General features: G+C 45.3%; 15 protein-coding genes and 7 tRNA genes. 17 read left to right on the top strand and 5 right to left on the bottom strand.

Features of this window, described 5'->3' with window-relative positions; genetic code table 11:
• Positions 1–37: 37 nt before the first annotated feature.
• Together OO778_RS02475 and OO778_RS02470 are read right to left on the bottom strand one after the other, a co-directional pair.
• Complete coding sequence (locus OO778_RS02475; RefSeq protein ID WP_005381016.1) at positions 38–1,144, bottom strand: PilT/PilU family type 4a pilus ATPase; 1,107 nt, start codon at positions 1,142–1,144, stop codon at positions 38–40.
• 30 nt (positions 1,145–1,174) lie between these two features.
• A complete protein-coding gene (locus OO778_RS02470) occupies positions 1,175–2,215 on the bottom strand; it encodes a type IV pilus twitching motility protein PilT (protein WP_005381015.1) in 1,041 nt (346 codons plus the stop codon).
• A gap of 28 nt (positions 2,216–2,243) precedes the next feature.
• Between OO778_RS02470 and OO778_RS02465 the strand changes: the two genes are divergently transcribed.
• From OO778_RS02465 to hemW, 7 genes are all read left to right on the top strand, one after another.
• A complete protein-coding gene (locus OO778_RS02465; protein ID WP_053304144.1) occupies positions 2,244–2,945 on the top strand; it encodes a YggS family pyridoxal phosphate-dependent enzyme in 702 nt (233 codons plus the stop codon).
• A gap of 157 nt (positions 2,946–3,102) precedes the next feature.
• A complete protein-coding gene (proC, locus tag OO778_RS02460; RefSeq protein WP_256935766.1) occupies positions 3,103–3,921 on the top strand; it encodes a pyrroline-5-carboxylate reductase in 819 nt (272 codons plus the stop codon).
• A 52-nt stretch (positions 3,922–3,973) separates the two neighbouring features.
• Positions 3,974–4,531, top strand: a complete 558-nt coding sequence (locus tag OO778_RS02455; protein WP_012841393.1) for a YggT family protein — start codon at positions 3,974–3,976, stop codon at positions 4,529–4,531.
• A complete protein-coding gene (gene yggU / locus OO778_RS02450; protein ID WP_005393980.1) occupies positions 4,531–4,821 on the top strand; it encodes a DUF167 family protein YggU in 291 nt (96 codons plus the stop codon). The genes OO778_RS02455 and yggU overlap by 1 nt, the downstream gene beginning before the upstream one ends.
• A 127-nt stretch (positions 4,822–4,948) precedes the next feature.
• The gene (locus tag OO778_RS02445) at positions 4,949–5,380 is read left to right on the top strand and encodes a DUF4426 domain-containing protein (RefSeq protein WP_005393982.1); all 432 of its coding nucleotides are present in this window, start codon (positions 4,949–4,951) and stop codon (positions 5,378–5,380) included.
• Positions 5,381–5,498: 118 nt separating this feature from the next.
• A complete protein-coding gene (locus OO778_RS02440; protein WP_074191809.1) occupies positions 5,499–6,101 on the top strand; it encodes an XTP/dITP diphosphatase in 603 nt (200 codons plus the stop codon).
• An 18-nt stretch (positions 6,102–6,119) separates the two neighbouring features.
• A complete protein-coding gene (gene hemW / locus OO778_RS02435) occupies positions 6,120–7,298 on the top strand; it encodes a radical SAM family heme chaperone HemW (protein WP_074191810.1) in 1,179 nt (392 codons plus the stop codon).
• A gap of 60 nt (positions 7,299–7,358) precedes the next feature.
• Here the strand turns inward: hemW and glsB are convergent, their stop codons facing one another.
• The 3 genes from glsB to trmB form a co-directional block, all read right to left on the bottom strand.
• On the bottom strand, positions 7,359–8,279 hold the full coding sequence (gene glsB / locus OO778_RS02430; RefSeq protein WP_005393987.1) for a glutaminase B: 921 nt from the start codon (positions 8,277–8,279) through the stop codon (positions 7,359–7,361).
• Positions 8,280–8,377: 98 nt separating this feature from the next.
• A complete protein-coding gene (locus OO778_RS02425) occupies positions 8,378–9,406 on the bottom strand; it encodes a DNA methylase (protein ID WP_074191811.1) in 1,029 nt (342 codons plus the stop codon).
• A 17-nt stretch (positions 9,407–9,423) separates the two neighbouring features.
• A complete protein-coding gene (gene trmB / locus OO778_RS02420; RefSeq protein WP_006743099.1) occupies positions 9,424–10,143 on the bottom strand; it encodes a tRNA (guanosine(46)-N7)-methyltransferase TrmB in 720 nt (239 codons plus the stop codon).
• 203 nt (positions 10,144–10,346) lie between these two features.
• Here trmB and mutY point away from each other — a divergent pair, with 203 nt between their 5' ends.
• From mutY to OO778_RS02370, 10 genes are all read left to right on the top strand, one after another.
• Positions 10,347–11,423, top strand: coding sequence for an A/G-specific adenine glycosylase (gene mutY / locus OO778_RS02415; protein ID WP_074191812.1), 1,077 nt, complete (start codon positions 10,347–10,349; stop codon positions 11,421–11,423).
• A gap of 19 nt (positions 11,424–11,442) precedes the next feature.
• Positions 11,443–11,715: an oxidative damage protection protein gene (locus OO778_RS02410; RefSeq protein ID WP_005381002.1), complete on the top strand. Its 273-nt coding sequence runs from the start codon at positions 11,443–11,445 to the stop codon at positions 11,713–11,715.
• A gap of 78 nt (positions 11,716–11,793) precedes the next feature.
• A complete protein-coding gene (gene mltC / locus OO778_RS02405) occupies positions 11,794–12,933 on the top strand; it encodes a membrane-bound lytic murein transglycosylase MltC (RefSeq protein WP_005393998.1) in 1,140 nt (379 codons plus the stop codon).
• 100 nt (positions 12,934–13,033) lie between these two features.
• A tRNA-Phe gene (locus tag OO778_RS02400) sits at positions 13,034–13,109 on the top strand.
• Between the two features lie 66 nt (positions 13,110–13,175).
• Positions 13,176–13,251: transfer RNA gene (locus OO778_RS02395), tRNA-Thr, on the top strand.
• A gap of 7 nt (positions 13,252–13,258) precedes the next feature.
• A tRNA-Phe gene (locus tag OO778_RS02390) sits at positions 13,259–13,334 on the top strand.
• A 54-nt stretch (positions 13,335–13,388) separates the two neighbouring features.
• Positions 13,389–13,464, top strand: a tRNA-Asn gene (locus OO778_RS02385).
• A 70-nt stretch (positions 13,465–13,534) separates the two neighbouring features.
• Positions 13,535–13,610: transfer RNA gene (locus OO778_RS02380), tRNA-Thr, on the top strand.
• Positions 13,611–13,617: 7 nt separating this feature from the next.
• A tRNA-Phe gene (locus OO778_RS02375) sits at positions 13,618–13,693 on the top strand.
• 38 nt (positions 13,694–13,731) lie between these two features.
• Positions 13,732–13,807 (top strand) — tRNA-Asn (locus OO778_RS02370).
• The last annotated feature ends 279 nt before the right edge of the window (positions 13,808–14,086 follow it).

The raw sequence follows: 14,086 nt of genomic DNA, 5'->3' as shown, positions 1-14,086 counted from the left end.
GTTGGCAAGTGCCAACCTTTTTTTCGTCTAAACACGCTTAATCCATATCGATCTTAACGTTAGCAAGACTGCCCGTAGAGAATGCTTCGCCACGCTGTGTTTTCAACATCAAGCGCAAATCATTCGCCGAATCGGCACTGTGCAGCGCGTCCTCTTCGCTGATCTTACCTTGCATCACCAACTTATAAAGAGATTGATCGAACGTCAGCATACCAAACTCATTTGAGCGAGCCATGGTTGACTTCAACTCATGCAAATCTCCGCGGCGGATCAAATCCGATACTCGTGGGCTATTTAGCAAGATCTCAAACACACCATGACGCCCCTGCCCATTCTTATCTCGGATCAGCTGCTGACCAACCACACCTTTTAGGTTCATCGACAAATCAAACAAGAATTGTTCTTTTTGATCTTTCGGTACCAAGTGAAGAATGCGCTCTAAAGCTTGGTTGGCATTGTTGGCGTGCAACGTTGCCATACACAAATGGCCCGTTTCGGCGAAGGTCATCGCGTATTCCATTGTTTCACGGCTACGGATCTCACCAATCAAAATCATATCTGGCGCTTGACGCAGCGAGTTTTTAAGCGCAACTTCATAGCTTTCCGTATCTAACCCAACTTCGCGTTGAGTCACGATACAGCGCTTGTGCTCATGCACGAATTCGATCGGATCTTCGACCGTCAAAATGTGTCCCGTCTTGTTGCTGTTTCGATAGCCCGTCATTGCCGCCATTGTGGTGGATTTACCTGACCCAGTAGCACCAACCACCAGCACCAAACCACGCTTGGCTATCGCTAAATCTTGCAACACTAACGGTAACTTTAATTGCTCAAAGGTGGGAATATTGGTTTCAATACGACGAATCACCGCACCCGGTAGTTCCCGCTGAAAAAAAGCACTAACACGGAAGCGGCCACAATCTCTCACAATGGCAAAATTCGACTCACGACTTTTACGAAATTCCTGACGCCGATCTGGCTCCATAGCACTGTCGAGTAATGCCGCTACATCACTCTCGGTGAGTTTTTCACCTTGTGGTCGCAATTCGCCATCCACACGAAATAGAATTGGCGCTCCAACCGTGATGTAAAGATCCGACGCTTTCAGCGCCAGCATGCCTTCGAGAAATTTATCTAGATCCATCTTCCGTATTCACCATTATCTGTATGAACGTTACGAGAATTGCTGCACTTCTAACCCGATCTTACTATCGACCTCTTCACGAGCGACCATACCTTGTGCCATTAACTGACGAGCATTTTGCTCCATGGTTTGCATGCCGTGAGCCGCACCAGTTTGAATGATCGAATACATCTGCGCGACTTTGTCTTCGCGGATCAAGTTACGAATCGCAGGCGTTGCCATCATGATTTCATGGCATGCAATACGGCCACCACCATTACGTTTCAATAATTTTTGTGCGATAACCGAACGAAGGGACTCAGAAAGCATCGATCGCACCATGTCTTTATCACTGCCAGGGAACACATCGATAATACGGTCAATGGTTTTTGCCGCTGAGCTAGTGTGTAACGTGCCGAAGACTAAGTGCCCCGTTTCCGCCGCCGTTAACGCAAGGCTGATGGTTTCTTTGTCACGCATCTCACCAACCAGAATGACATCCGGGTCTTCACGCAATGCGCTGCGCAGTGCGTTTTGGAAACTATGCGTATCACGGTGTACTTCACGCTGGTTGATCAAACATTTATTGTTGTTGTGAACAAATTCAATCGGATCTTCAATTGTGAGTACGTGCTTGTTGTGATTACGATTAATGTAGTCAACAATGGCTGCTAAGGTCGTCGATTTACCAGAACCTGTTGGGCCAGTAACCAGAACTAAGCCTTTTTCAGCGTTCGCAATTTTTTTGAAGATCTCGGGAGCTTCCAGCTCTTCCAAAGTTGGAATGCTACTTGGAATGGTACGGAATACTGCCGCACAGCCACGAGATTGGTTGAAAGCGTTGACACGGAAACGACCAACGTTATGCAACTCAAAAGAGAAGTCGACTTCGAGTTTTTCTTCGAACTCACTGCGTTGGGCATCGTTCATGATTTCGAAAACCAAACGATGCACTTCTTGGTGTGTAAACGCTGGAATGCCTAGTTTTCTCACATCCCCATCAATACGAACCATTGGTGGGACACCTGCAGAAAGATGTAGATCCGAGGCATTATGTTTTACACTAAAATCCAGTAACTCAGTGATATCCATTTAAAATCCTTAAGTCTAAAGTACAGCTATGAGTAGTATTCAACAAAATATTGAACATATCACCTCTCAAATTCGATATGACGAGCAAAAATGTGGTCGAACTCCAGAGTCAGTGCAACTTCTAGCGGTAAGCAAAACTAAACCTGTCGAGGCAATTCTCGAAGCCTACCAAGCGGGACAAACCGCCTTTGGTGAAAACTACGTCCAAGAGGGCGTCAGTAAAGTTCAGCACTTTGCCGAGCATTATCCAGATAATCGAATCGAATGGCACTTCATTGGCCCGATTCAGTCGAATAAATCGCGACTTGTTGCCGAACATTTCGATTGGGTTCACACCATCGATCGAACCAAGATTGCTCAACGCCTGAATGATCAGCGTCCAAGCGAACTTAAACCGCTACAAGTTCTGATTCAGGTTAACACCAGTGGTGAGACATCTAAATCTGGTGTCACTGAAGCGGAAGTATTCGAGCTTGCGGAGTTGATTTCTCGCCTACCCAACCTCACTTTAAGAGGGTTGATGTCGATTCCTGCCAACGTGTCTGACTACGAATCACAACTTCATGAGTTTCAGAAGTTGGCCACATTGAAGCAAACACTCGAAGCTCAGTTCCCAGAAATCGATACATTATCAATGGGAATGAGTGGTGATATGACCGCTGCAATCGAAGCTGGTAGTACAATGGTTCGTATTGGAACCGCTATTTTCGGCGCGCGAGACTACAGCTAAATCAACAAAACGCTCACTAGCGACATAAATTCGTCGTTAAATTAAAGAGTAAATCGCGCAATCATCTTACTCGCCAATAGGAGCAGTAAGTAACAGCGGCGCCATTATACACCTGAGCGCACAACAAACTCTAAATATCATGATGGAAATCAGACAAATGGAACATAAAAAAATCGCCTTCATTGGTGCTGGCAACATGGTGAGAGCCATTGTTTCTGGCTTGGTTGCTAACGGATACCCAGCGCAAAACATTACCGCGACAGCTCCTTCAGAGGCACGCCGTCTTCCGCTAGAACAAGATTTTGGCATCCGTACCACCAGCGATAACATCCAAGCTGCGACCGAGGCGGATGTGGTGGTATTGTCTGTGAAACCGCAAATGATGGCTGATGTTTGTAAACCACTGCAAGCGATCGATTTCACTAATAAACTGGTGATTTCTATTGCCGCTGGCATCAACTGTTCACGATTGGATGATATGCTAGACACCAAATTGAACTTGGTTCGTGTTATGCCAAATACGCCATCACAACTTGGGTTGGGCATGAGTGGTTTATTCGCACCAGCCCATGTAACTGAGCAAGACAAAGCTTTTGCTGCAGAGTTAATGGAAGCGGTCGGTAAAGTATGTTGGGTTGAGCAAGAGTCTGGCATCAATAATGTGATTGCCGCAGCTGGCAGTGCTCCGGCATACTTCTTCCTGTTTATGGAGGCGATGCAAGCAGAAGCGATTGCTCAAGGCTTTGATAAAGACACCGCTCGACTATTGGTTCAGCAAGCTGCATTGGGCGCGGCCAGTATGGTGGTTAGCAACCCAGAAACTGAGCTATCGACCCTGCGTGAGAATGTGACATCGAAAGGTGGGACAACGGCAGAAGCACTGCATACATTCAACGAACATCAACTTTCAGATATTGTTGCTAAAGCCATGCAAGCTGCTGTGGCTCGCGCGGAAGAAATGGAAAAACTGTTTTAATTATTTGGATGAACTCCGTTTAGTATCATCCATCACTTGTTAAGGGTACCTTATGAATTCAATGAGTTTTCTCATCTCAACCCTATTTGACCTGTACATCATGGTCGTAATTTTGCGAATTTGGTTGCAAGCTGCACGCGCAGACTTCTACAACCCATTCTCGCAATTCATAGTAAAAGCGACTCAGCCGGTCATTGGTCCACTGCGCCGCATTATTCCTTCCGTGGGGAATATTGACCTAGCAACCGTGTTGTTTGCCTACGTGTTGTGTGTGCTTAAATTTGTCGTTCTGATCCTGATAGCTTCGAACGGTTCCGTCTCTTTCAGCGCTGATTTCTTGTTCTTAGGCTTGTTATCATTAATCAAAGCCGCTGGAGGTCTGCTGTTCTGGGTACTATTGATCCGTGCAATTTTGAGCTGGGTAAGCCAAGGTCGCAGCCCTATCGAGTACGTATTCCATCAATTAACCGAGCCAATGTGCGCACCAATCCGTCGTATTATTCCGGCTATTGGTGGTCTTGATTTGAGCGTACTGGTGCTGTTTATCGGCTTGCAGTTCGCGAACTTCTTGATGGGTGATATCATTGGTCCAATTTGGTTCCAGTTATAATGTCAGCCGCAGTTTGGCAAGATGGCGAGGACATCATCCTAAAGCTCTATATTCAACCTAAAGCAAGCCGCGATAAAATTGTTGGCTTGCATGGTGAAGAGCTCAAAATCGCCATTACTGCTCCACCTGTCGATGGCAAAGCTAATGCGCACCTAACTAAGTTCTTAGCCAAGCAGTTTAAAATCGCTAAGGGTTTGGTTCACATAGAAAAAGGTGAATTAGGACGGCACAAACAAATTCGGATAGAATCACCTACCCAGATACCGACAGAAATTAAAGCCATCTTATGATGGCTTTTTATTTACAATTTTGTACCACACTTACTAGTACCAACGACTGAGTTCGCATTTTTACCCCGTGACCAAGGTAAAATTGCGACTATGGTTGTTTTATAACAAGTGCTTTGAGGAAGTAACAATGAGCAAATGGATTACCGCATTACTGATCAGCCTATTGTCGTTACCAAGCTTCGCCGATCAGTTTAAAAATATGAAAGATATCGAAGTACACTATGTCGCGTTTAACTCGACATTCTTAACACCGAAAGTCGCACGTAGCTACGATATCAAGCGTAATGGATACCTCGCTGTGGTTAATATTAGCGTGCTAGATAGAGCTTCATTGGGTAAACCTGCATTAGAAGCAAAAATTGCTGGACGCGCGAAAAACCTCATCGGCCAAACTCAGACCTTGTCCTTTCGTGAAGTCAAAGAAGGCAATGCGATATACTATTTAGCCGAACTGCCAATTACCCACGAAGAAACTTTTACTTTCGATATTGACGTAAAAGCTGGAAACAAAGGCTCAGGTAAGCTTAAATTCACCCAGAAGTTTTATGTTGAAGAGTAATTGGGTTGTGATGATCCAAAAGCTTTTGGATCTAAGCAGGCTAAAAACTACTTATTAGTTAAAGAATATCTAGAGGAGAACGATTTGTTCTCCTCTATCACTATTAAAAGAGATTCCCATGAAAAAAATTGTGCTAGCAACTGGTAACCAAGGCAAAGTTCGTGAAATGGCAGATTTATTGTCTGACTTCGGTTTTGAAGTATTAGCGCAAAGTGAATTCAATGTATCGGAAGTAGCAGAAACGGGTACAACCTTCATTGAAAACGCGATCATCAAAGCTCGCCATGCCGCACAAGAAACAGGGCTTCCTGCGATTGCAGATGACTCTGGCTTAGAAGTCGATTTCTTAAAAGGCGCTCCGGGCATTTACTCTGCACGTTACGCAGGCGAGAACGCATCTGATCAAGAGAATCTAGAAAAATTGCTAGCGGCAATGGAAGGCGTACCAGAAGCAGAACGTACAGCACGTTTCCACTGCGTATTAGTCCTCATGCGCCACGAGAACGACCCAACGCCTATCGTCTGCCACGGTAAATGGGAAGGCCGAATTCTAACTGAAGCACACGGTGAAAATGGCTTTGGCTACGACCCAATCTTCTTTGTTCCTGAAAACAACTGTGCGTCAGCCGAACTTGAACCTGCACGTAAGAAACAACTGTCTCACCGCGGTAAAGCGCTCAAGTCGTTGTTTGCTCAACTGTCTGAGCAAGTGTCTCAGTAATCACGAGCGAATTAGACCATGTTAACGCCCCCAGCACTCAGCTTGTATGTACACATCCCTTGGTGTGTACAAAAGTGCCCGTATTGCGACTTTAACTCTCACGCGCTCAAAACCGAGATTCCAGAAGAAGAGTACATCAGTGCTCTTCTAGAAGATTTAGATACTGACATTCAGAAATACCGCCTTAACGAAGTGCCACGTCCACTGCATTCAATCTTCATTGGTGGTGGTACGCCGAGTTTGATTTCGGCAGAAGGCATTGAGCGTCTACTTAAGGGCATTGAAGCGCGTATTCCTTTCAAGCCTGAAATTGAGATCACCATGGAAGCTAACCCAGGCACCATCGAAGCAGAGCGTTTTGTTGGCTACCGCAAAGCTGGTGTAACGCGTATCTCTATCGGCGTGCAAAGCTTTGAGCAACAGAAGCTTGAGCGTTTGGGGCGCATTCACGGCCAAGACGAAGCCGTCAATGCTGCTAAATTAGCGCACCAAATCGGTTTAAACAGCTTTAACCTCGATCTCATGCACGGCTTACCTGATCAAAGCATCGAACAAGCCTTGGCAGATTTGGACAAAGCGATTGAGTTGGCACCGCCGCACCTGTCTTGGTATCAGCTGACCATCGAACCAAACACCATGTTCTACTACAAGCCACCAACGCTACCTGATGATGATGACTTGTGGGATATTTTCGAGCTCGGACACCAAAAACTTGCAGCCGCGGGTTATGTGCAATATGAAATCTCGGGTTACAGTAAGCCGGGCTATCAGTGTCAGCACAACCTCAACTACTGGCGCTTTGGCGATTACCTTGGTATCGGTTGTGGCTCTCATGGCAAACTCAGTTTTACCGACGGGCGTATTATTCGAACGACAAAGGTAAAACACCCGCGTGGCTATTTAGCGGCTTATCAAAATATGGTCAAACCTTATCTGCATACAGAACATGTCGTCGCGGATGAAGACCGTCCATTCGAGTTCTTTATGAACCGATTCCGCTTAATGGAAGCATGCCCGAAGCAAGATTACGTGGACACCACAGGCTTGCCGCTCAGTACGATTCAAGAAACTATTGATTGGGCGTTAGAAATGGGCTACTTGAGTGACACCGCCACTCATTGGCAAATTACTGAAAAAGGGAAGCTCTTCCTTAATGATTTGCTCGAAGCCTTTATGGCCGAAGAAAGCGAAGAGTAAAGCAGCCCAAAAACAAAAAAGCCTCTCAATTGAGAGGCTTTTTATATAGAACATTCAACATTAGAAAATCGAACGGCCAATTCGCTCCGATAGCAATTCAAGCGCCTTAGTACCAGCAAGGGAGTTACCTGAAGGGTCAAGCTCTGGAGACCATACTGCAATGGTCATTTCGCCAGGTACTACCGCGATAATGCCACCACCGACACCAGACTTACCAGGCATGCCAACACGATAAGCAAATTCGCCCGCGCCATCATACAGGCCACACGTTGCTAACAGTGCATTAAGTTGTTTGGTTTGCACGGGAGAAACAACGGGCTTACCCGTTTGTACCGATGTGCCCTTATTTGCCAAATAGCTAAACGTTTTAGCCAAGTCGACACAGCTCATCTTCAGTGCACAAGCGTGGAAGTAGTTTTGCAGCACTGGAATTACTTCATTTTCGAAGTTACCAAACGAGCGCATGAGATAAGCAATCGCCGCATTACGATCACCATGCATCATTTCGGATGCCGCGACGACTTTGTCATACACAATATGAGTATCACCAGAAAGCTGACGTACAAATTCCAATAGGCGCTGACGAGGTGCAGATAAGCGAGTTTGCAACAGATCCGCCACAACTATCGCTCCAGCATTAATAAAAGGATTGCGAGGAATACCTTGCTCCATTTCTAGCTGGATTAGCGAATTAAATGCCTGCCCCGAAGGCTCTTTTCCCACTCGAGACCAAATTTCTTCTTGCTTGTACAAGCACATCGCTAACGTCAAGCTCAATGCTTTTGAAATAGATTGGATAGAGAAAGGTTCATCGGCATCGCCCGCCTTAATAACCTCACCTTCGTTGGTGTATACCGCAATACCTAACTTGTTGCTTGGTACTTTTGCCAGAGCAGGAATGTAATCAGCCACTTTGCCTTGGCCGATTAAAGGGCGCACTTCCGCCAAAATATCTGTCAAAATTTCCACTGTCGGTTTCATTCTCTACCTTCTATTTACAAGAGAACTCGTTGAGCTCAGAGGTAAAAAAAGCCAACGTGTCGTTGGCTTTTCCATAGGGTTCGTTCGACTCAAGTCGATTATGGTTTTACTGCCACAATAATATTGCGGTTGATAGATTGATCAACACGGTGAAGATAACCGATGTAAGGCTCTTCTGAAAGTACCTTCCAACCTTGCTCTTCAAATAATGCCGCGACGTCTTTCCATTTCAATGTAAATTCATTGAAAGACAACACCACTGAACCTTGTTTTTTCAGTACCACTTTCCATGCAGGCAGAGCCTCTTTTAAAAGCTCTAGTGGGCTCCGGTTCAGTTTGCTGTCCTTGGCATTTTTGCTGCCGTGCTGCACACCATAAGGCAGATCAGACACCATCACATCAACTGAGTTCTTTTTCACGACTTGATCAGCGATACGTGTATCAGCCGAATACAGCTTCATAAACTGAAGGTTGCCTTGGTTGTAATCTTCTTTATTTGCTGCAGCTTCAACCACGAAACCATCCGCCACTTTCTTGCCACCCGCAGTGCGCTTTTCTTTGCTCACTTTGTGCTTAAAGCGACCATTCTTCATGAACTTAACGATAAAGGTCTGGATCTCTTGCACCCACTTGGCATTGATCTCTACCCCCACCACGTTCAAACCATGGATCAAGCCTTCAAACAAGGTTGTACCTTTACCACACATTGGATCCATTAAGGTCAGCTGCTCACTTCCCGTATTGGACGCACTAATGCCGATATTCACCATCAAGCGAGTAAACTGCTCGTTTGTTTTCCCGGTATAACGCAGAATCTGACTCATGCTTTCCGGGAAAGTATTGAACGCTGGCGCTTGAATTGGTCGAAGTAAACCATCTTCGCGCACTTCAAATAGTGCATAGTAAATCGAAGAGGCTGCGATTCTTCGCGTCTGCTCATCGCTTAGAGCTTCCTGACAAGAAAACACCAACGCTGCAGGTAAGCCAACCTCTTTACTACCAATTTCTGTCACATCCACGCCTTGTGAAGCTAAAATTGCTTTTAGCTCTGAACAGGCAATGGTCATTGCGCTATCAAAGTAAATTCGGTTATGACCCGGATTCGCTAATATCGCGTAATGGTACATCCCATGAACTCCTCTAGTTACGCGATACGCTTATATTTGATATCCCACACACCGTGACCAAGACGGTGACCACGAGCTTCAAACTTCGTTAAAGGACGGTCGTCTGGACGAGGAACGAAATCACCATCTTTAGCAATGTTTTCGAAACCTGGCGCTTGGTTCATAACTTCAATCATGTGCTCTGCGTAGTTTTCCCAGTCTGTCGCCATGTGGAAAATACCTTCATTAGGGATCAGCTTCTCACGAACCATTTCAGCAAAACCTAATTGAACGATGCGACGCTTGTGGTGACGTTTCTTGTGCCAAGGGTCTGGGAAGAACAACTGCAGTGTCGATAGGCTGCCGTTTGGAATCATATGCTCAAACACTTCCACTGCGTCATGGCACATCACACGCAGGTTAGTAACTCCCGCCTCACGCGCATCCGCAAGACAAGCACCAACACCTGGGCTGTGTACTTCGATACCAATGAAGTTCTTCTCTGGTGCATTCTTTGCCATTTCAACCAATGAAGCACCCATACCAAAACCGATCTCTAGTACAACGGGGTTGTCGTTACCAAACACTTCTTTCCAATCGAGAAGTTCAGCTTTGAAGTCAATACCCATCGTTGGCCAGCATTCATTCATCGCGCTCTCTTGACCTTTAGTCAAACGCCCTTCACGGCGCACAAAGCTGCGGATTTTGCGGATCAGCTTTCCGTCTTCGTTGTATTCGTTAGTGGTTACTTCACTCATTGATTTTGCCTGCACATTGATTAATCAAAGCGGGGATTATCCAAAGAATTTACTGAGGTGCAAGTATTTGTTGAGCTCTTGGCCTATGGCAGCCCAAAAGCAATAGCACACCTCTTTATATCCCTACTGTTTATCCGTTGTACTTCTTGCCCATTATGTGGTGCAATTTTGCACCTAACCAATAATAGAATACAGAGCAAGTCGTGACACCTTTCGCCAATGCCATCCTAGAATGGTATGACGCATATGGAAGAAAAGATCTTCCGTGGCAACAAAATAAGACCGCATACAGTGTCTGGTTGTCTGAAATCATGCTTCAGCAAACTCAGGTCACTACGGTTATTCCGTATTACCAACGTTTCTTGGAGCGTTTTCCAACCGTGATCGATCTTGCCAATGCTGAGCAAGATGAAGTCCTGCACCTTTGGACTGGCTTAGGGTATTACGCCCGAGCCCGTAACCTTCACAAAGCAGCACAAGAGGTCGCCTCTACATACAATGGTGAGTTTCCTCTTGATATAGAGAAAATGAACGCCTTACCGGGGATTGGCCGCTCTACCGCAGCCGCCGTTTTATCGTCTGTGTATAAACAACCACATGCGATTCTTGATGGCAACGTGAAGCGCACCCTATCCCGCTGTTTCGCAGTCGAAGGATGGCCAGGACAAAAAAAGGTTGAAAACCAGCTGTGGGAAATTGCCGAAACGCACACCCCACAAACGGACGTAGATAAGTATAACCAGGCAATGATGGACATGGGCGCAATGGTCTGCACACGCAGCAAACCCAAATGTAGCCTCTGCCCTGTTGCGGATCTGTGTGTGGCAAAACAACAAGGCAATGTGCTCGACTACCCGGGTAAAAAACCGAAAAAAGACAAGCCAATCAAGCAAACTCGTTTTGTAATGCTTCACCACAACACCGAAAATGGTCATGAGGTGTGGTTAGAACAAAGACCACAAACAGGCATTTGGGGTGGCTTATTTTGCTTCCCACAAACCGAACATGTGGATGTAGAAAGCGACATTGAATTGCTACTGGATCAACGTGGCATTCAAGCCAGCAATATCAAGCAGCAGCAAACACTGATTACCTTTCGTCATACATTCAGCCATTACCACCTAGATATCACGCCAATTTTGATTGATTTATCAAAGCAACCGGACGTGATAATGGAAGGCAACAAAGGTCTTTGGTATAACTTATCTAAACCTGAAGAAGTCGGTTTAGCCGCGCCAGTAAAACTATTGCTGGAAGCGCTACCCCACGAACTTCGTTAATTGAATACAAGGAGTCATTATGAGCCGCACTGTATTTTGTGCTCGACTAAAAAAAGAAGGCGAAGGTCTAGACTTTCAACTTTACCCTGGTGAACTAGGTAAACGCATTTTCGACAACATCTCGAAAGAAGCGTGGGCTCAGTGGCAACACAAACAAACCATGTTGATCAACGAAAAGAAACTCAACATGATGGATCCAGAGCACCGAAAACTGATCGAAACAGAAATGGTAAACTTCCTCTTTGAAGGAAAAGACGTTCATATCGAAGGTTACACACCGCCGAGCGAATAAAGTTGCTTGAGTTAAAACAATGACATCACAACCACTTGTGGTGTCATTTTTCTATTACCTTCAATAGCCCTGATACTTATGAAAAAAATTGTCTTTATTGCTGCCGCACTTTTAATGGCTGGCTGTAGCCGTGAATTCGTCGAAAAGATTTATGACGTCAACTACGAGCCCACAAACCGTTTTGCCAATAACTTAGCTGAGCTACCTGGACAATTTGAAAAAGATACCGCCGCGTTGGATGCCCTGATCAATAGTTTCTCTGGTAATATTCAAAAGCGCTGGGGTAAAAAAGAAATTAAGTACGCAGGCAAAAGTAATTACGTCAAATATATCGATAACTACCTTAGCCGTGCCGAAGTCGACTTTCGCAAAGGCGTGATCACGATTGAAACCGTATCACCGACCGAGCCCCAAAAGCACCTCAAAGAGGCGATTGTCACTACCTTACTCACGCCAGACGATCCAGCTCACGTCGACTTGTTCTCCTCAAAAGGAATCACGTTAGAAGGGCAACCATTTCTGTATAAACAAGTTGTCGATCAAGACAATAAGCCAATTCAGTGGTCTTGGCGGGCAAACCGATTTGCGGAGTATCTCATCGCAAACAAGATCAAGACCAAAGACGTTGATTTCAAGAAAGCGTATTACGTCGAAATCCCCATGGTTGAAGACCATTTTTCAACACGCAGCTACCAATACGCCGATATCGTGCGCCGAGCTTCTAAGAAATACGATATTCCAGAAGATTTGATATACGCCATTATTAAAACCGAGAGCAGCTTCAACCCGTACGCAGTAAGTTGGGCAAATGCGTATGGCTTAATGCAAGTTGTACCTAAAACCGCCGGTCGGGACGTATTCAAGCTCGTGAAAAAGCGCTCAGGCCAACCAAGCCCGGAATATTTGTTTAATCCAGAAAACAACATCGATACCGGTACTGCGTATTTCTACATCTTAAAAAATCGTTATTTAAGAGAAGTCCATCACCCAACCTCTCTCGAGTACAGTATGATTTCCGCTTACAATGGTGGTACTGGAGGTGTTTTAAACACATTCCATCGCAGCGATCGCAAACGCGCAATGCAAGATCTTAATTCGTTGCAACCCAACCAAGTTTATTGGGCACTAACTAAGAAACATCCGAACGCAGAAGCACGTCGTTACCTAGAAAAAGTTACAAATTTCAAAAAGGAATTTAACTCAAAGCAAACTTTGTAGTGACAGTTGAATAAAAAGCGTTCGAACAAGCACTTTTTTGAAATTATTTAAAAAAAGTGGTTGACGCAAAGCGGGAAAATCCGTTTAATAGCGCTCCGTCGCCCGGATAGCTCAGTCGGTAGAGCAGAGGATTGAAAATCCTCGTGTCGGTGGTTCGATTCCGCCTCCGGGCACCACAATTTGATTTGTTGGTGTCTTAACGAAATGTTATAACACGGACAAAAGCACAAAGAATAAAGTGTGCCGACTTAGCTCAGTAGGTAGAGCAACTGACTTGTAATCAGTAGGTCACCAGTTCGATTCCGGTAGTCGGCACCATTCTTTTGCCTCGATAGCTCAGTCGGTAGAGCAGAGGATTGAAAATCCTCGTGTCGGTGGTTCGATTCCGCCTCGAGGCACCATATTTGGTGCGCTTGCTTAATTTAAATCATTGGCAAGACACAAAACAGAATAGTTCCTCCTTAGCTCAGTTGGTAGAGCGACGGACTGTTAATCCGCAGGTCACTGGTTCGAGTCCAGTAGGAGGAGCCAACTTCAAGAATTTCATATGAATGAGATTCTTAAAACGAAGAGTTCATCTCTTCTAAAAAGAATAAAGTGTGCCGACTTAGCTCAGTAGGTAGAGCAACTGACTTGTAATCAGTAGGTCACCAGTTCGATTCCGGTAGTCGGCACCATTCTTTTGCCTCGATAGCTCAGTCGGTAGAGCAGAGGATTGAAAATCCTCGTGTCGGTGGTTCGATTCCGCCTCGAGGCACCATTATTTGGTGTCATTGCTAAACACGATACACGAATAATTCCTCCTTAGCTCAGTTGGTAGAGCGACGGACTGTTAATCCGCAGGTCACTGGTTCGAGTCCAGTAGGAGGAGCCATTTTTAAAAGCCGCATCTTTTGATGCGGCTTTTTGGCATCTGCCCTACGTTCATTTCATTCCCCCAGTTTCTCTGTTTCTCTGTTTCTCTGTTTCTAGCATCGCAAAATATTAAGCCCAATCTCTAAAAAACACTTATTTTACGCTAAAAATTTAATCCTCATCATAATTTCAATACGCACTAGTATGCGCTCATATTCATCTTCACTAAGATGCCCGAGTTATTACATTTCTTCTTTTAACTATGCCTTGCATAGTGATGACACTTTATTTGTGAGCC

The organism is Vibrio sp. STUT-A16, from assembly GCF_026000495.1.
GTDB lineage: Bacteria > Pseudomonadota > Gammaproteobacteria > Enterobacterales > Vibrionaceae > Vibrio > Vibrio diabolicus.
Note: the sequence above shows the minus strand (reverse complement) of the source record. Positions and strands in the feature narration are given on the sequence as shown.

Excerpts from the sequence above, each read along its gene's own strand:
- OO778_RS02445 (WP_005393982.1), top strand. The coding sequence starts at position 4,949 with ATGAGCAAATGGATTACCGCATTACTGATCAGCCTATTGTCGTTACCA.
- OO778_RS02440 (WP_074191809.1), top strand. The coding sequence starts at position 5,499 with ATGAAAAAAATTGTGCTAGCAACTGGTAACCAAGGCAAAGTTCGTGAA.
- OO778_RS02410 (WP_005381002.1), top strand. The coding sequence starts at position 11,443 with ATGAGCCGCACTGTATTTTGTGCTCGACTAAAAAAAGAAGGCGAAGGT.
- OO778_RS02465 (WP_053304144.1), top strand. The coding sequence starts at position 2,244 with ATGAGTAGTATTCAACAAAATATTGAACATATCACCTCTCAAATTCGA.
- proC (WP_256935766.1), top strand. The coding sequence starts at position 3,103 with ATGGAACATAAAAAAATCGCCTTCATTGGTGCTGGCAACATGGTGAGA.
- yggU (WP_005393980.1), top strand. The coding sequence starts at position 4,531 with ATGTCAGCCGCAGTTTGGCAAGATGGCGAGGACATCATCCTAAAGCTC.
- OO778_RS02470 (WP_005381015.1), bottom strand. The coding sequence starts at position 2,215 with ATGGATATCACTGAGTTACTGGATTTTAGTGTAAAACATAATGCCTCG.
- OO778_RS02455 (WP_012841393.1), top strand. The coding sequence starts at position 3,974 with ATGAATTCAATGAGTTTTCTCATCTCAACCCTATTTGACCTGTACATC.
- mltC (WP_005393998.1), top strand. The coding sequence starts at position 11,794 with ATGAAAAAAATTGTCTTTATTGCTGCCGCACTTTTAATGGCTGGCTGT.
- hemW (WP_074191810.1), top strand. The coding sequence starts at position 6,120 with ATGTTAACGCCCCCAGCACTCAGCTTGTATGTACACATCCCTTGGTGT.
- trmB (WP_006743099.1), bottom strand. The coding sequence starts at position 10,143 with ATGAGTGAAGTAACCACTAACGAATACAACGAAGACGGAAAGCTGATC.
- OO778_RS02475 (WP_005381016.1), bottom strand. The coding sequence starts at position 1,144 with ATGGATCTAGATAAATTTCTCGAAGGCATGCTGGCGCTGAAAGCGTCG.
- glsB (WP_005393987.1), bottom strand. The coding sequence starts at position 8,279 with ATGAAACCGACAGTGGAAATTTTGACAGATATTTTGGCGGAAGTGCGC.
- OO778_RS02425 (WP_074191811.1), bottom strand. The coding sequence starts at position 9,406 with ATGTACCATTACGCGATATTAGCGAATCCGGGTCATAACCGAATTTAC.